This is a genomic window from Pseudomonas sp. USHLN015 (assembly GCF_037153275.1).
GTDB classification, from domain to species: Bacteria; Pseudomonadota; Gammaproteobacteria; order Pseudomonadales; family Pseudomonadaceae; genus Metapseudomonas; species Metapseudomonas tohonis.
The window spans coordinates 160,754-177,043 of the sequence record NZ_JBBCKP010000001.1 but is presented as its reverse complement, the minus strand read 5'-3'; the positions used below and the strand labels follow the sequence as shown (position 1 = coordinate 177,043).

Sequence of the window (16,290 nt, the reverse complement as noted above, 5' to 3'; positions counted from 1 at the left end):
GTCGTGATGCTGGCTTATCCCCAGATCGATCCGGTGGCCCTGAGCCTCGGACCCCTGAAAATCCACTGGTACGGGTTGATGTACCTGATCGGCATCGGCGGTGCCTGGTGGCTGGCCTCGCGCCGGCTCAAGGCCTTCGACCCGACCTGGACCCGCGAGAAGCTCTCCGACCTGGTGTTCTGGGTCGCCCTCGGCGTGATCGCCGGCGGGCGCCTGGGCTACGTGCTGTTCTACGACCTGCCGGCCTACGTCGCCAACCCGCTGCTGATCCTCGAGGTGTGGAAGGGCGGCATGTCGTTCCACGGCGGTCTGATCGGCGTGATGCTGGCGACCCTGTGGTTCGGCCGGCGCAACGGCAAGAGCTTCTTCCAGCTGATGGACTTCATCGCCCCGCTGGTGCCGATCGGCCTGGGTGCCGGGCGCATCGGCAACTTCATCAACTCCGAACTCTGGGGCAAGGTCACCGACGTGCCCTGGGCGATGATCTTCCCCAACGGCGGCCCGCTGCCGCGCCACCCGTCGCAGCTGTACCAGTTCGCCCTGGAGGGCGTGGCGCTGTTCGCCATCCTCTGGTTCTACTCGCGCAAGCCGCGCCCGACCATGGCCGTTTCCGGCATGTTCGCGCTGTGCTACGGCATCTTCCGCTTCATCGTCGAGTTCGTCCGCGTGCCGGACGCCCAGCTCGGCTACCTCGCCTTCGGCTGGCTGACCATGGGCCAGGTCCTCTGCGTGCCGATGATCCTCGGCGGCATCGGCCTGATCGTCTGGGCCTACCGCCGCCAGCCCGTCCAAGGAGTCGCTTCGTGAAACAGTACCTCGACCTGATGCGCCTGGTGCGCGAGACCGGCACCTTCAAGAGCGACCGCACCGGCACCGGCACCTACAGCGTGTTCGGCCACCAGATGCGCTTCGACCTGGCCGACGGCTTCCCCTTGGTGACCACCAAGAAGTGCCACCTGAAATCCATCATTCACGAGCTGCTGTGGTTCCTGCAGGGCGACACCAACATCCGCTACCTGAAGGAAAACGGCGTCTCCATCTGGGACGAATGGGCCGACGAGAACGGCGACCTGGGCCCGGTCTACGGCTACCAGTGGCGCAGCTGGCCGGCGCCCAACGGCGAGTCGATCGACCAGATCGCCAAGCTGATCGAGATGATCCGCAAGAATCCTGACTCGCGCCGCCTGATCGTCTCCGCCTGGAACCCGGCCCTGGTCGACCAGATGGCCCTGCCGCCCTGCCACGCGCTGTTCCAGTTCTACGTGGCCGACGGCAAGCTCAGCTGCCAGCTGTACCAGCGCTCGGCGGACATCTTCCTCGGCGTGCCCTTCAACATCGCCAGCTACGCCCTGCTGACGCTGATGGTGGCGCAGGTCTGCGGCCTGGCGCCCGGCGATTTCGTCTGGACCGGCGGCGACTGCCACCTCTACGCCAACCACATCGAGCAGGCCGACCTGCAGCTCACCCGCGAGCCGCTACCCCTGCCGACCATGAAGCTCAACCCCGAGGTGAAGGATCTGCTGGCCTTCAAGTTCGAGGACTTCGAGCTGGTGGGCTACCAGGCGCACCCGCACATCAAGGCCCCGGTCGCGGTCTGACCCCGCCACGCTTCCGCAGGCGCGGCTCCCTGGCTGGGAGCCCGCCTTGTGGGAGCGAATTCATTCGCGAAAGGGCACCCCGGGCTGGTACGAACAGGCTCGTGTAGGGGCGAATTCATTCGCCCAGGGCGGCGCAGCCGCCTCTCTCCATCACCCCAGCTCCGCCGCCAGCGCCTTCACCTGTTCCTGCCGCTCCGCCTGCTCCAGCTCCGCCCCGGGGTTCAGCGATGACCATTCCGGGTGCGCCCGTGCCTTGCCCAGGGCCGGGGGCAGCTTGCCCTGGCGCCATTGCTTCTCGTCCGGTGCCGCGACCCGTATGGCGTCGACGGCGGCGTGCCCGCGCGCGTCCAGGGCCTGCAGCAGCTGGCGCTGGCGCAGGGCGAGCAGTCGCAGGATGGCATCGTCCACGGTCAGCTCGCGCTGGCCCCTGATCTTGCCCAGCAGGCGTTCGCCGTAGTGGCCGACGGTCTGCCAGGCACCGCCGGCGATGGCGCCCAGGGCCGCCGCCGCGCCCAGGGTCAGGCCGCCCACCAGCAGGTCGACGCCGGCGCCGGCAGCCGCCCCCGCCGCCATGCCGCCCCCCAGGCGCACGCCGAGTTGCTTGAGGGTCTCGGGGTTGAACAGGTCGTCGCCCCAGCGCCCATCCAGCAAAGGGAGGTCTCCGGCGGCGGCATCTTCCGGGCGGAAGGCGTGCAGGCGCAGCAGGGCGTCGACGCAGGCCTGCTCGCGGGCGCGTACCTGCTGGCGCAGGGCCTCGGTGGCACGGGCCAGGCTGGCCTCGTCGGCCGCCACGCTGCGCCGGCAGGCGGCGACATCCAGCAGCAACTCGGCGATCAGTCGCGCCCCGGCCCGCTGGCGCAGGCCGCGCTGGGCCTCGTGGTCCTCGATCAGCCGTTGCAGTTGTGGCCGTGCCCGTTCCAGCAGCAGGGCCAGGCTCTCGTAGAGGCGGCGCTCGCCATCCAGCGGCGGCGCCACGCTGTCGAAGCGCACCAGCGCATGCAGGCCCAGGCGGGCCAGGGCTTCGCGCCATTCGGCCTCGCGGTGGTCGTCGACCGCGACGAAATTCAGCACCGGCAGCAGCGGCCGGCCGCACATGGCCAGCACCGCCAGCTCGTCGCGGTACTTGGCCAGCACCGGCTCGCGGGCGTCGATCACGTAGAGGCCGGCATCGGAGGCCAGCAGCTGGCGCAGCACCTTGGCCTCCTGCTCGAAGCGCTGGCGCGCCTCGCTGCCGTCGAGGAAGCGTGCCAGCCGCGCCGGGCCGTCCAGGCGCTCGCCGGGGCGCTCCAGGCGTTCGAGGTAATCCAGCAGCGCGATGGCGTCTTCCAGGCCGGGGGTGTCGTAGAGCTCCAGCAGCGGCTGGCCGTCCACCGACAGGCGCGCGCCCTCGACATGGCGGGTGGTGCTGGGGCGGTGGGACACCTCGCCGAAGCCGCGGTCGCGCAGCAGGGTGCGCAGCAGCGAGGTCTTGCCGACGTTGGTGTGGCCGACCACGGCCAGTTTCAGTGCGTCAGTCATGGCCCTTCTCCAGCCAGGCGAGGGGCGAGCTGTCGGCATGCTCCAGCTCCAGGCGCGAGAGGGCCTGGTGCCATTCGCCCAGGCGCAGGCTGTCCAGCGCCGCGCCCGGTGGGGCCGGCAGCAGCCAGATGCGCGTGGCGGCGGCGCAGCGCGCCAGTTCGCCGATCAGCGCCAGGGTGCCGCGGTCCGGCGAGCGGCGCGGGTCGCAGGCGATGGCCAGGCGTTGCGGGGGGAAGCGGGTGAGCTGCTCCAGCAGGCGCTGGCGTTGCTCGCGGCTGTCGAGGATGCCGGCATCGCCCACGCCGCGCGGCAGGCTGGGCGGCCAGGGGCGGCTGTCGTCCAGCTCGATGGCCACCAGCAACGCACCACTGCCGCTCTCCGGCAGGGCGGATGTCGTTCCGGGCGGCGAAAGGCCCGGATCGGCATCCAGCACGCCGAGGCGTTCGCTGGCCGGCTGCAAGCGCTCGCGCAGCAGGCCGTAGCCGGGCAGGGTGAGGTCCAGGTCGAGCCGCTCGCGGCCGCTGTGCCAGCGCCACAGGCACAGCGCCGTCAGCAGCAGGCGGGGCAGCAGGCCGTAGACCAGGGTCACCCCCAGCAGCCAGCCGGACCAGGCCTGGCGCGCATCGGCGGCGGCCACCACGTCGCTGCTGGCGCGGATGGTGCCGGCGTCCGGCAGGGCGAAGCCGAGCAGGGCGGGCAGGGCGCCCAGGGCCTGGGTCAGGGTGACGAAGGTATCGCTGCCGAGGATGGTGGTTTCCCAGACGAAGCCGTAGCGCCGGGTGGCCAGCAGTGCCAGCAGGCACAGCAGGGCGGTGCCCAGGCTGAGGCTCCAGAGCCCGTTGACCAGTGTGCCCAGCCCCCAGCGGGCGAGGCGGCGGCGTTGCAGCAGCACCATCAGTGCCGGGCCCAGCTGCGCGGCGGCGGCATCCCGGGCGAGCTTGGTGCTGAGCCACCACCAGAGGCGGCCGAGGATGCTGGAGTGGCCGCCGAAGACCAGCCCCAACAACCAGCCGAGCAGCATCAGCAGGTGCAGGCCGAGCAGGCTGCCCAGGGCCCAGAACACATTGACCGGGCGCTGGCCGTCGCCCAGGGCGGCCACCGCCAGCGTGGCGCCGGTGGCAAGCGCCACCAGCAGCAGCGCGGCGAATGCCAGGCGTGCACCTTGCAGCCAGTGCAGCAGGGCAGCCAGTTGGCCGTCGCGTTCGGCGAGCCACAGGGCGCGGGTCTGGATGCGCTGGGCGAGGTCGCCGCCGGCGGCATTGGCGCGGCGGTTGGCTTCGCCGTCCTCCAGGGGGCCGGCATGTTCTTCGCGCAGGCGCACGGCTTCGGTCAGCCAGAGGCGTTGCAGGGGAGTGAGGTTGGGCGGCGGGCTCTCGGTCACGCGGGTTCTCTTCCGGTGGGACGAGGCAGAAGCATAACCGCTGAACGGCAGGAGGGTGGAACCCCGGCCGCTGGGCCGGGGCGTCGCTGGGGGCGGTCAGGGGGCGGCCCGTTGCGCCCTCACGCGCACGGCGATGTCCGGCTGGTCGATGAACAGGCCGTCGATGCCGGCATCGAGAAAGGCGTTGATCTCCGCCTCGATGTCGCCGCGCACCTGCGGGTCGCTGCCGTTGCGCAGGTTGGCGGGGAGGAAGGCGTTCTCCGCGCGGAAGGTGTAGGGGTGCACCTTGAGCCCGGCGGCGTGGGCATCGGCGACGAAGCGCGTGGGCTGGCCCAGGTTGCCGGCGGCATCGCGGGGGATCACGTAGCTCTTGTCCGGGCCCACGCCGGCGGCGTAGCGGGCCACGGCCTTGAGGCCGGCGGCGCTGGCCATCCGGGCGTAGGTCAGGCCGCTGCCCAGCACCTGCTGGTCATAGGGCTGGCCGGCGCCGTAGAGCTGGATCAGGCGGATGCTGCTCTGCCGGGCGATGCGCTGCAGGTTGTCCACCTCGAAGGACTGGATGTACACCGCCGAGCGGCGGTCGGTGTAGCCGTTGCGCTGCAGGGTGCGCAGCAGCGGCTTCTCCATGGCCAGGCCGAGCTGCTGGAAGTGGGTGGGGTGCTTGGTCTCGATGTACAGGCCGATACGGCGCTGCTGGCTGAGTTGCAGGCTTTTCACCAGGTCGATGATCTCCTGCAGCGTGGGGATCTCGAAGGCGCCGTCCAGACGCGCATTGCCCGGGCGTACCTGGGGGATGCGCTCGATGGCCTTGAGGGTCTTCAGCTCGGCCAGGGTGAAATCCTCGCTGAACCAGCCGGTGAGCGGTACGCCGTCGACGTTCCGGGTGCGCTTGCGGTCGGCGAACTCGGGGTGCTTGCCGACGTCGGTGGTCAGTCCCAGCTCGTTGTCGTGGCGGGCCACCAGCTGGCCGTCGCGGGTCATCACCAGGTCGGGCTCGACGAAGTCGGCGCCCTGCAGGGCGGCCAGGGCGTAGGAGGCCAGGGTGTGCTCCGGCACGTAGCCGCTGGCGCCGCGATGGCCGACCACCAGCGGCTTGCCCTCGCCCTGGGCGTGGCCCTGGGTGGCGCGGGGCTGCTGGGCGGCCCAGTCGATGGCGGATTGCACCGGGTCCGGTGCGGCGAACGAACAGAGGGGCAACGTCAGGCTGCAGACCGCCAGCCAATGCCGCAGGGTAGAAGTGGATGCCATGGGGCGTCTCCTTGCGGTGGGGAAAGCGCAAGCCTGCCGCAGGATAGATGACGGTTTGTGGTGCGCCGCGCGGCAAGTGTTGCCGGGCGTGACCGACACGACAGGCAGAAAGAAAGGCCGGCTGGCCTGGCTGCCGTGCTCTGGTATTCTCGCCGCCATGAAAAAGACCCTGCCCCTCGCCCTCATCGCCGCCCTCGCGCAGAACCGCGTGATCGGCCGCGACAACCAACTGCCCTGGCACCTGCCGGCGGACCTCAAGCACTTCAAGGCCCTGACCCTGGGCAAGCCGATCATCATGGGTCGCAAGACCTGGGATTCCCTCGGCCGCCCGCTGCCGGGTCGCCTCAACCTGGTGGTCAGCCGCCAGGCCGGCCTGCAGCTGGAGGGCGCCGAGGTGTTCGCCAGCCTGGAAGACGCCGTGGCCCGCGCCGAAGCCTGGGCCCGTGAGGAAGACGCCGAGGAAGTGATGCTGATCGGCGGTGCCCAGCTCTACACCCAGGGCCTGGAGCATGGCGATCGCCTGTACCTGACCCGCGTGGAACAGGCCCCGGAAGGCGATGCCTTCTTCCCCGAGGTGCCGGATGCCGATTGGCACCTGGCCTCCAGCATCGAGCACGAGGCCAGCGACACCACTCCCGCCTATGCCTTCCAGGTGTGGGAGCGGCGCTGAGCCGGCGAGAACATCGTCGGTGGACGCAAGACGCGCCGTCCGCCCTGCGCCCGGATCGACCGCCACAGGCGGGCCGGGCGATACCCCGTTCGGATCTTCATCCCTGCAGGACGGGTAGCGGTACGAAACCCATCGATGCGGCGTGCCCCGTGACCGCATGGGTTTCGCTCCGCTCTTCCCATCCTACGGATGGGAGCTCGCCACCTCATAATTCCTGGCGTTCAGACTTCCAGCTCGAGCAGCTCCGCGCGGATTCGCCCGTCCTCGATCAGCAGCAATCCCACCGATATCGGCAGCTTGAAGCGCCGTGGCCCGGCGCTGCCCGGGTTGATGTGGAGGATGCCGTCGCGGCGGGCGATCAATGGCTTGTGGGAGTGGCCGGTGATGATGGCGTCGACGCCGCGCGTGGCGAGGTCGGCGGGGATGTCCGCCTGGTCGTGGATCAGGTAGAGGCAGGTGCCGCCGGAGCGCAGGGTGGCGTCGTGAGGGATGCGTTGCGCCCAGTGCTCGGTGTCGTTGTTGCCGCGCACCACGGTCAGTGGCGCCAGGCGGCGCAGGGTGTCGAGGATCTCGGGCTTGCCGATGTCGCCGGCATGCAGGATGTGGTCGCAGCCTTCAAGGGCCGCCAGGGCCTGGGGCCGGAGCAGGCCGTGGGTGTCGGCGATCAGGCCGATGCGCAGGGTCATGGAAGGGGCCTCGTGGGAATGCGAGGCCCATTCTGCATCACTGGGGCGTGCGCGGGGATTCCGGCAGGAACCAGTTCAGCAACAGTGCGCAGATGCCGCCGGTGGCGACACCGGATTCCAGCACGTTGCGCAGCGCCGCCGGCATGTGCGCGAGGAACTCGGGCACCTGCGACACGCCCAGGCCGAGGGCCAGGGACACGGCGATGATCAGCAGCGCGCGGCGGTCCAGCTCGATGCCGGCGAGGATGTTGATGCCCGAGGCGGCCACCGCGCCGAACATCACCATGGCCGCGCCGCCGAGCACCGGCTCGGGCACGGCCTGGATCACGCCGGCCACCGCCGGGAACAGGCCGAGGATCACCAGCACCACGGCGATCCACAGGCCGACGTGGCGGCTGGCGATGCCGGTGAGCTGGATCACGCCGTTGTTTTGTGCGAACACCGAACTGGGGAAGGTGTTGAACACGCCGGCCAGCAGCGAGTTGGCGCCGTTCACCAGCACGCCGCCCTTGATGCGCTGCATCCACAGCGGGCCTTCCACCGGCTGGCGCGAGACCTTGCTGGTGGCGGTGACGTCGCCGATGGCTTCCAGCGAGGTGACCAGGTAGATCACCAGCATCGGGACGAACAGGCTCCAGGAGAAGCCGAGCCCGAAGTGCAGCGGCATCGGCACCTGGAACAGTTCGGCCTGGTGCATGCCGGTGAAGTCCAGGCGGCCCAGGTAGCCGGCCAGGAGGTAACCCACGGCCAGGGCGATGACGATGGCGCAGCTGCGCAGCCACACCACGGGGATGCGGTTGAGTACGACGATGATCGCCAGCACGGTGCCGGACAGCAGCAGGTTCTCGCCGTTGGCGAAGGTGCCGTTGGCCATGGCGCCGAAGCCGCCGCCCATGCTGATCAGGCCGACCTTGATCAGGGTCAGGCCGATCATCAGCACCACGATGCCGGTCACCAGCGGGGTGATCAGGCGTTTGACGAAGGGCAGGATGCGCGAGATGCCCATCTCCACGAAGGAGCCGGCGATCACCACGCCGAAGATGGCGGCCATCACCGCTTCCACCGTGGTGCCCTGCTTGACCATCAGTGCGCCGCCGGCGATCAGCGGGCCGACGAAGTTGAAGCTGGTGCCCTGGACGATCAGCAGCCCGGCGCCGAATGGGCCGAAGCGCTTGCACTGGACGAAGGTGGCGATGCCGGAGATCACCAGCGACATGGAGACGATCAGGTTGGTGTCGCGCGCCGAGACGCCGATGGCCTGGCAGATCAGCAGGCCGGGCGTGACGATGGGCACGATGATCGCCAGCAGGTGCTGCAGCGCGGCGAGCAGCGCCACCAGCGGGCGCGGTTTGTCGTCGAGGCCGTAGACCAGCTCGTTGCGGGACTCGGGGGCGGAGGGGTTTTCCAGTGTGGTCATGGTGGGGGCCGGCGAAAAAGCGGCGATTCTACCTGAATGGTCAAGTGCGGCGAGGGGCGTTGAGCGCTTCGTAGGAGCGAGCTCTGCTCGCGAATCGCCTGCTGCGGACGCGTTTGTGCAGGGGCGAATTCATTCGCCCGCTTCGGGCCGGGCATGGGGCCGCTGCACGGCCTTGGGCGACTGAAGTCGCCCCTACATGACAGGCGCACCCTACGGAGCACTGAAGGCGCGAATGATCAGGCTCGTTTCGCGGTTATCGATGGAGCGTTGGCACCGGTCCAGTGCATCGATCATGCGTTGTAGCGTGGGCTGTGGGTCTATGCCGAGTTCGGCCAGGGCGTCGAGCTCGTCGAAGCCTTCCAGAACCTCCATCAACTCCGTGCTGATAGAGGTGATTGCCAAGGCGTTGCGCAATACAGGGCGGCCCAGGGACCAGATTCCGGTCTCCGCAGTCAGGGCGCCGCTCTTGATGCCTTCGAGAATTCCTCTCGCAAGTGAGGCGATGTAGAACTCGGCGGCGTTCTCTTCGAATTCGAGCTTCAGGTTCTGCATGAGGTCCGGCGGGCTCCTGATGAACAGCAATGGGAATAAAAAGCCCGGCACGAGGCCGGGCTTTTCCGTTCGCAGGCAGCGCTTACAGGTCTTCCAGCATCGCCTTGTTGCGCACGGCGCCCTTGTCGGCGCTGGTGGCGAGCAGGGCGTAGGCCTTGAGGGCGGTGGTCACCTTGCGCGCGCGCGGGGCGGCGGGCTTCCAGCCTTTCTTGTCCTGCGCGGCGCGGCGGGTGGCCAGCTCTTCATCGGAGACCAGCAGGTTGATGCTGCGGTTGGGGATGTCGATCAGCACCTTGTCGCCGTCCTGCACCAGGCCGATGGCGCCACCGGCGGCGGCTTCCGGGGAAGCGTGGCCGATGGACAGGCCCGAGGTGCCGCCGGAGAAGCGGCCGTCGGTGAGCAGGGCGCATTGCTTGCCCAGGCCCTTGGACTTCAGGTAGCTGGTGGGGTACAGCATTTCCTGCATGCCCGGGCCGCCTTTCGGGCCTTCGTAGCGGATGATGACGATGTCGCCGGCCTTCACTTCGTCGGCGAGGATGCCCTTGACGGCGCTGTCCTGGCTCTCGAAGATCTTCGCGGTGCCTTCGAACACGTGGATGGACTCGTCCACGCCGGCGGTCTTCACCACGCAGCCGTCGAGGGCGATGTTGCCGTAGAGCACGGCCAGGCCGCCTTCCTGGGAGTAGGCGTGCTCGACGCTGCGGATGCAGCCTTCGGCGCGGTCGTCGTCCAGGGTGTCCCAGCGGGTGCTCTGGCTGAACGCGACCTGGGTCGGGATGCCGGCCGGGCCCGCCTTGAAGAAGGTGTGGACCTTCTCGTCATCGGTCTGGGTGATGTCCCACTGCGCGATGGCATCGCTCATGCTCGGGCTGTGCACGGTGGGCACGTCGGTGTGCAGCAAGCCGCCACGGGCCAACTCGCCGAGGATGCTGAAGATGCCGCCGGCACGGTGCACGTCTTCCATGTGGTACTTCTGGATGTTCGGCGCCACCTTGCACAGCTGCGGCACCTTGCGCGACAGGCGATCGATGTCGCGAAGGTCGAAGGCGATCTCCGCCTCCTGGGCGGCGGCCAGCAGGTGCAGGATGGTGTTGGTGGAACCGCCCATGGCGATGTCCAGGGTCATGGCGTTCTCGAAGGCCTTGAAGCTGGCGACGTTGCGCGGCAGCACGGACTCGTCGCCCTCGCCGTAGTAGCGCTGGCACAGCTCGACGGCCAGGCGGCCGGCACGCAGGAACAGCTGCTCGCGATCGCTGTGGGTGGCCAGGGTGGAGCCGTTGCCGGGCAGCGACAGGCCCAGGGCCTCGGTCAGGCAGTTCATCGAGTTGGCGGTGAACATGCCGGAGCAGGAACCGCAGGTGGGGCAGGCGCTGCGCTCGTACTCGGCGACCTTCTCGTCGGAGCAGGAGTCGTCGGCGGCCACCACCATGGCGTCCACCAGGTCCAGGCCGTGGTTGGCCAGCTTGGTCTTGCCGGCTTCCATCGGGCCGCCGGAGACGAACACCACGGGGATGTTCAGGCGCAGGGCGGCCATCAGCATGCCGGGGGTGATCTTGTCGCAGTTGGAGATGCAGACGATGGCGTCGGCGCAGTGGGCGTTGACCATGTATTCCACGGAGTCGGCGATGATCTCGCGGCTCGGCAGGGAATAGAGCATGCCGTCGTGGCCCATGGCGATGCCGTCGTCGACGGCGATGGTGTTGAATTCCTTGGCCACGCCACCGTGCTTCTCGATCTCGCGGGCGACCAGCTGGCCCAGGTCCTTCAGGTGCACGTGGCCGGGCACGAACTGGGTGAAGGAGTTGGCGATGGCGATGATCGGCTTCTTGAAGTCTTCGTCCTTCATCCCGGTGGCGCGCCAGAGGGCACGGGCGCCGGCCATGTTGCGGCCGTGGGTGGAGGTCTTCGAGCGGTAATCGGGCATGTCTTCTGTCCTGCAGGCTGATCAGGTTATAGGTCGTATCGTGAGCGCGGTGGGTGCCGTTGGCAAACGGATGTGGTCGTCGCGTCCGGAGGTGGCGTGAGGGCATCGCGGGATCACCGCGCGCTCGGCCGGGGCTCACTGGCCCGCCTGAGGGTGTGGCAGGGAAGCGGGGATTCTAATCCCAGGTGCGCTCCGGGCGGAAGGCCGGGGGCCGAGCGGTCGGCGCGCACCTGGGTGACGAGCGGTCAGTCGACGCGGAAGTTCAGCTCATCGGCGAAGGGGAAACCCGCGCCGCTGCCCTTCTCGAAGCGCAGCTCGACCTCGACCGACGTGGCCCCGGCCGGCACCGTGCCGTAGAGGTTGCGCGCCAGGGCCTGGCCGTTGCGCTCGGCGGCGCCCAGGGAGGGCGTGGCGAAGGCGCTGCCGGCCTCGACGAAGCCATCGAGCCCCGGCCAGGTGGCACCATCCACCGGGCGTGGGTAGCCGCTCTCGGCCTTGTCGGTGATCAGGTTGTAGCGCACGTACTCGCCGCCGTTGAACAGGTAGGCGATGGATGCGTTGCGCTTGACCGCCGCGTCCAGGCCCAGGGGCCACTGCTGCACGCCCGACCAGGTGGCGCCGGAGAGGTCCAGCGGGTAGTTCTTGTCCGCCTTGTCGCCGGTGGTCAGGTTGTAGCGGATGTACTGGCTGCCCTTGAAGAAGTAGAGCCTGGAGCCGCTGACTTCGAGCACGTCGTCGATGTCGCGGGCGCCGCCGGTGAAGCGCTCCAGGCCCGCCCAGTTGCTGGCGATGGGCTTGGGGTAGCCGGGGTCGACGCGGTCGCTGGCGATGTCGAAGCGCACGTACTGGGTGCCCTTGAAGAAGTACGCCTTGCCGTTGCCGGCGTTGAAGCCGGCGTCGATGTCCCGCGCGCCGCCCTCGAAGCCTTCGAAGCCCATCCAGTTGCCGGCTATGGGCTGTGGATAACCGGCGTCGACCTTGTCGTCGCGGTAGTTGTAGCGGTAGTAGCGGTCGCCGGCGAAGAAGTAGCCGGTGTCGTCGTTCCAGTACACCGAGCTGCGCTTCTCGGCGGTGTGGAAGCGCACCAGCACGCGGGCGTCATGGCTGCTGCCGGCGCTGGCGCCGAGCAGGGCGTCGAGCTGGAAGGGGCGACCGGCGGCTTCGGGCGGCAGCGCGATGCGCTGGGTCAGCGAGCCCTTGCCCTGGCCGACGAAGAGTTGGCCCTGGCCGGCCGGCAGTTCGCTGCGGGCGCCGTAGCGCATCACCGTCTGCAGGCCGCCCTTGGTCCAGCCGGCGATGTCCGGGTCGTAGGCCAGGTCGGTATGGGCCGCGCCGTACTCGGCGCCGGGGTTGGCCAGGAGGTTCTGGCCGAAGGCGAAGGTGCGCGGCACGGGGTGCAGGCGCGAGCGGCCGTCGAGGGCCAGGCCCTGGGTGGAGACGCCCAGGTGCTCGAACAGGGTGGGCACCACGTCCACCTGGCGCAGCGGCGTGGCCAGTCGGTTACGGCCGAGGGCGGGGATGCCGGCGCCACTCATCACCACGGCCACCTTGCGATGCTCGGGGCGGTTGGCTCCGTGACCGGTGCTGGTGCCGCCGTGGTCGGTGCTGACCACGATCAGCCAGTTCTCCTGGGCGTAGGTCGGGCGCGACTTGATCGCTTGCAGCAGCCGGCCGAGGGCGGCGTCGGCCTGGCCCATGGCCTGGACGTATTGCGGGGTATCGGAATGGAAGCCATGGCTGTGGCCGGCTTCGTCGACGCCGTAGTAGTACGCGCTGAGCACATCGAGGTCGGCGCGGTTGCGCAGCCAGTCCTCGGCCTGGGCGATGAGAACCGGGTCGTTGGCCTCGGGGCCGTCGAACCTGAGGTCGGCCTGGGGCTTCATCTGCGCGTACAGCGGCGACCAGTTGTAGGCGTAGGCGGTGACCAGCTGGGGCTTGCGCTGCTCCAGCAGGGTGAGGAAGTGCGGGTACTGGGCGTAGTTCTGCCCGGTGAAGTTGTTGTCGCGCACGCCGTGCTTGTCGCGCTCGACGCCCATGAACAGGGTCGACCAGCCCGGGCCGCTCATGGAGGTGTCCGGCGACCAGCCGCCGTCGGTGTACACGCCGCTGGCGATCAGCTGTTCGAGGTTGACCATGTTGCCGGCGGGAATGGCATCGGCCTTGAAGCCGTCGATGCCGAAGAACAGCACCTTGTTGGCCCCGGCCTGGGCCTGCAAGGCGAGCAGCGAGGCGGTTGCGAAGGCGAGCAGGCGCCCCGCGCGTTTCATCGTTGTCATGACGCATCCTTGATTGTTGTGGTTGCAGCGATGCGATGCAGACGGCTGGCTTGCCTCGCGGTGGTCTATACCAGCGTGGCCGGATTGCGGGGGAATGACAGCGAAGCGGGAGGGGATGAAATTTTGGTGAAGGGAATGCGGCAGGCGGATGACGACGCCCCGGCACAAGGGCCGGGGCGTGGTCGGAACCTCAGCTGTTGGGCAGCAGGCGGCAGGTGATGCTCTTGATGTAGCGGGTTTCCGGGATGGCCGGGTGCACCGGGTGGTCCGGGCCCTGGCCGCCGCGTTCCAGCAACTGGATGTTGCGGTCCAGGTGGCGGGCGCTGCCGAGCAGGATGTTCTGCAGGTCGTCCTCGGGCAGGTGCATGGAGCAGGAGGCGCTGACCAGGATGCCGTCCTTGTTGAGCAGGCGCATGGCCTGTTCGTTGAGGCGGCGGTAGGCGGCCTCGCCGTTCTTCAGGTCCTTCTTGCGCTTGATGAAGGCGGGCGGGTCGGCCACGACCACGTCGAAGCGTTCTTCGGCGGCCTTCAGCTCCTTCAGGGCTTCGAAGACATCGCCTTCCACGCAGGTGACCTGCTCCGCCACGCCGTTGAGGGTGGCGTTGCGCTCGACGCCGTCGAGGGCGAAACCGGAGGCGTCGACGCAGAACACTTCGCTGGCGCCGAAGGCCGCGGCCTGCACGCCCCAGCCGCCGATGTAGCTGAACAGGTCGAGCACGCGCTTGCCTTTGACATAGGGCGCCAGGCGCGCGCGGTTCATGCGGTGGTCGTAGAACCAGCCGGTCTTCTGGCCTTCCAGCACCGGGGCTTCGAACTTCACGCCGTTCTCTTCCAGGGCGACCCACTCGGGCACCACGCCGAAGGCGGTGTCGACGTAGCGCTCCAGGCCCTCGGCGTCACGGGCGGCGGAGTCGTTCTTCCACAGTACGCCACGGGGCTTGAGCACTTGCACCAGGGCATCCAGCACAGCGTCCCTGTTGCGCTCCATGGCGGCGGAGGCCAGTTGCACCACCAGGTGGTCGCCGAAGCGGTCCACCACCAGGCCGGGGAGGAGGTCGGAGTCGCCGTAGACCAGGCGGTAGAAGGGCTTGTCGAAGAGGCGCTCGCGCAGGCTCAGGGCGACGTTGAGGCGGTGCACCAGCAGGGATTTGTCCAGCACGTGCTTGACGTCGCGGGACACCAGGCGGGCGCAGATCAGGTTGTTCGGGCTCAGCGCGACCACGCCCAGGGGCTTGCCGCCAGCGGCTTCGAGGATGGCCTGGTCGCCGGGCTGGAAGGCGTTCAGCGGAGTGGCGACCACGTCGATCTCGTTGCTGTAGACCCACAGGTGGCCGGCGCGCAGGCGTCGATCGGCGTTGGCTTTGAGGCGCAGGCTGGGCAGGGACATGGGTCGCTCTCCGGAAAAAGAGCGGGATTATAACCGAAGGCGCCCGCCGATCCTGCTACCGGCGGGCGCTCGTGCTCAGGCCGCGAGGGCCTCGATCAGCTTGCGGTTGAAGGCCGGGAGGTCGTCGGGCTTGCGGCTGCTGATCAGTTTGCCGTCGACCACCACTTCCTCGTCCACCCAGTTGGCACCGGCGTTCTTCAGGTCGTCGGTGAGGGAGGGCCAACTGGTCAGGGTCTTGCCCTTGACCAGGTCGGCGCTGGCCAGCAGCCAGGCGCCATGGCAGATCACAGCAATGGGCTTGTTGGCGCGAGCGGCGTCGCGCACCAGTTCCTGGGCCATTTCGTCCAGGCGGATGGTGTCGGCGTTGACCACGCCGCCGGGCAGCACCAGGGCGTCGTAGTCGTCGATGCGGGCGGTGTCGAAGGTGCGGTCGACGGCGAAGCTGTCGGCCGGGGTGGTGTGGTTCCAGCCGGTGACCTTGCCGGTGCTGGCGGACACGATCTCGGCGATGGCGCCGGCGTCTTCGAGGGCCTTCTTCGGCCCGGTCAGCTCGACCTGCTCGAATCCGTCGGTCACCAGCAGGGCCACGCGCTTGCCCTTGATGGACTGGCTCATTGGGGGTCTCCCGTCGTTGTGGGGTGTTCAGTTTCCGAGCCGACCGTTAGGCGAAAGTTCAGGTAAATCGATGGCCTCTTCACCAGCGGCTGGAGTTAGACTGTCACCCCAACTCCCCGCCTCAGTCTCGCTGTCATGGCCCAAGAACTCTCTGCAGAACAGATTCGCCATTTCCTCCAGGGCATCAGCGTGCCGCCCCAGCCGCAGATCATGGTCGACCTGCAGATGGAGCAGGTCATGCCCAGCCCGGACCTGCGCACCATCGCCAAGCTCATCAGCCAGGACCCGGGCCTGTCGGGCGCACTGCTGAAGATCGTCAACTCGCCGTTCTACGGGCTGACCAACCGCATCGCCTCGATCCAGCAGGCGGTCAACCTGCTGGGCTGCAACACGGTGATCAACCTGATCAACGCGCAGTCGATCAAGGGCGAGATGACCGACGAGACCATCGTCACCCTCAACCGTTTCTGGGACACCGCCCAGGACGTGGCCATGACCTGCCTGACCCTGGCCAAGCGCATCGGCCACCAGCAGGCGGACGAGGCCTACGCGCTGGGGCTGTTCCACAACTGCGGCATCCCGCTGATGCTCAAGCGCTTCCCGGACTACATGACGGTGCTGGAGGAGGCCTATGCCAGTGCCAACGCCGAGCGCCGCATCGTCGACACCGAGAACCGCCTGCTCAATACCAACCACGCGGTGGTGGGCTACTTCACCGCGCGCTCCTGGCGCCTGCCGGAGCACCTCTGCGAGGCCATCGCCAACCACCACAACGCGCTGTCGATCTTCAGCGACGACTCCGGGCGCGATGCGCCGCTGAAGACGCTGCTGGCGATCCTGAAGATGGCCGAGCACGTCTGTGCCTCGCACCTGGTGCTGGGCAACCAGGCCGATGACCACGAGTGGAACAGCGTCAGGGCGCTGGTGCTCGACTACGTCGGCCTCTCGGAGTACGACTTCGAGAACCTCAAGGAAAGCATCCGCGAACTGGGCGCCAACTGATCGCCCGCAACGCTGC

The 16,290-nt window shown here is 68.6% G+C and carries 14 protein-coding genes; 4 read left to right on the top strand and 10 right to left on the bottom strand.

Annotation, left to right across the window (positions count from 1 at the left end):
- The first annotated feature begins 6 nt into the window (after nucleotides 1–6).
- A complete protein-coding gene (lgt, locus tag WFQ67_RS00790) occupies nucleotides 7–807 on the top strand; it encodes a prolipoprotein diacylglyceryl transferase (RefSeq protein WP_173175163.1) in 801 nt (266 codons plus the stop codon).
- Nucleotides 804–1,598 carry a thymidylate synthase gene (locus WFQ67_RS00785; RefSeq protein ID WP_263152148.1) on the top strand — a complete coding sequence of 265 codons (795 nt, stop codon included), beginning with the start codon at nucleotides 804–806 and terminating at the stop codon, nucleotides 1,596–1,598. The genes lgt and WFQ67_RS00785 overlap by 4 nt, the downstream gene beginning before the upstream one ends.
- A gap of 150 nt (nucleotides 1,599–1,748) precedes the next feature.
- Here WFQ67_RS00785 and WFQ67_RS00780 read toward each other — a convergent pair whose 3' ends face one another.
- The 3 genes from WFQ67_RS00780 to WFQ67_RS00770 all read right to left on the bottom strand — a co-directional run bounded on the left by WFQ67_RS00780 (nucleotide 1,749) and on the right by WFQ67_RS00770 (nucleotide 5,745).
- Nucleotides 1,749–3,116 (bottom strand): GTPase/DUF3482 domain-containing protein, encoded by a 1,368-nt coding sequence (locus WFQ67_RS00780; protein WP_213627854.1) that lies wholly within the window; start codon nucleotides 3,114–3,116, stop codon nucleotides 1,749–1,751.
- Nucleotides 3,109–4,497 carry a DUF2868 domain-containing protein gene (locus tag WFQ67_RS00775; RefSeq protein ID WP_337055959.1) on the bottom strand — a complete coding sequence of 463 codons (1,389 nt, stop codon included), beginning with the start codon at nucleotides 4,495–4,497 and terminating at the stop codon, nucleotides 3,109–3,111. Before WFQ67_RS00775 ends, WFQ67_RS00780 begins: the two co-directional genes overlap by 8 nt.
- 96 nt (nucleotides 4,498–4,593) lie before the next feature.
- Entirely contained in the window at nucleotides 4,594–5,745 is a 1,152-nt protein-coding gene (locus WFQ67_RS00770; RefSeq protein WP_213627858.1) for a glycerophosphodiester phosphodiesterase, read from the bottom strand.
- 157 nt (nucleotides 5,746–5,902) lie between these two features.
- Here WFQ67_RS00770 and WFQ67_RS00765 point away from each other — a divergent pair, with 157 nt between their 5' ends.
- Nucleotides 5,903–6,415, top strand: a complete 513-nt coding sequence (locus WFQ67_RS00765) for a dihydrofolate reductase (protein WP_337055958.1) — start codon at nucleotides 5,903–5,905, stop codon at nucleotides 6,413–6,415.
- A gap of 221 nt (nucleotides 6,416–6,636) precedes the next feature.
- Here the strand turns inward: WFQ67_RS00765 and WFQ67_RS00760 are convergent, their stop codons facing one another.
- The 7 genes from WFQ67_RS00760 to WFQ67_RS00730 form a co-directional block, all read right to left on the bottom strand.
- Complete coding sequence (locus tag WFQ67_RS00760; RefSeq protein ID WP_337056135.1) at nucleotides 6,637–7,095, bottom strand: metallophosphoesterase family protein; 459 nt, start codon at nucleotides 7,093–7,095, stop codon at nucleotides 6,637–6,639.
- Between the two features lie 43 nt (nucleotides 7,096–7,138).
- Complete coding sequence (locus tag WFQ67_RS00755) at nucleotides 7,139–8,518, bottom strand: nucleobase:cation symporter-2 family protein (protein WP_337055957.1); 1,380 nt, start codon at nucleotides 8,516–8,518, stop codon at nucleotides 7,139–7,141.
- Nucleotides 8,519–8,728: 210 nt separating this feature from the next.
- Nucleotides 8,729–9,070 carry a hypothetical protein gene (locus WFQ67_RS00750; protein ID WP_337055956.1) on the bottom strand — a complete coding sequence of 114 codons (342 nt, stop codon included), beginning with the start codon at nucleotides 9,068–9,070 and terminating at the stop codon, nucleotides 8,729–8,731.
- 82 nt (nucleotides 9,071–9,152) lie between these two features.
- Complete coding sequence (ilvD, locus tag WFQ67_RS00745; RefSeq protein WP_173175144.1) at nucleotides 9,153–10,994, bottom strand: dihydroxy-acid dehydratase; 1,842 nt, start codon at nucleotides 10,992–10,994, stop codon at nucleotides 9,153–9,155.
- 245 nt (nucleotides 10,995–11,239) lie between these two features.
- Nucleotides 11,240–13,270 carry a hemopexin repeat-containing protein gene (locus tag WFQ67_RS00740; protein WP_337055954.1) on the bottom strand — a complete coding sequence of 677 codons (2,031 nt, stop codon included), beginning with the start codon at nucleotides 13,268–13,270 and terminating at the stop codon, nucleotides 11,240–11,242.
- A 190-nt stretch (nucleotides 13,271–13,460) separates the two neighbouring features.
- Complete coding sequence (locus WFQ67_RS00735; RefSeq protein WP_337055953.1) at nucleotides 13,461–14,657, bottom strand: class I SAM-dependent rRNA methyltransferase; 1,197 nt, start codon at nucleotides 14,655–14,657, stop codon at nucleotides 13,461–13,463.
- A 75-nt stretch (nucleotides 14,658–14,732) separates the two neighbouring features.
- The gene (locus WFQ67_RS00730; protein WP_213627871.1) at nucleotides 14,733–15,272 is read right to left on the bottom strand and encodes a type 1 glutamine amidotransferase domain-containing protein; all 540 of its coding nucleotides are present in this window, start codon (nucleotides 15,270–15,272) and stop codon (nucleotides 14,733–14,735) included.
- 189 nt (nucleotides 15,273–15,461) lie between these two features.
- Between WFQ67_RS00730 and WFQ67_RS00725 the strand changes: the two genes are divergently transcribed.
- Nucleotides 15,462–16,274, top strand: a complete 813-nt coding sequence (locus WFQ67_RS00725; RefSeq protein WP_213630383.1) for an HDOD domain-containing protein — start codon at nucleotides 15,462–15,464, stop codon at nucleotides 16,272–16,274.
- Nucleotides 16,275–16,290: the final 16 nt, after the last annotated feature.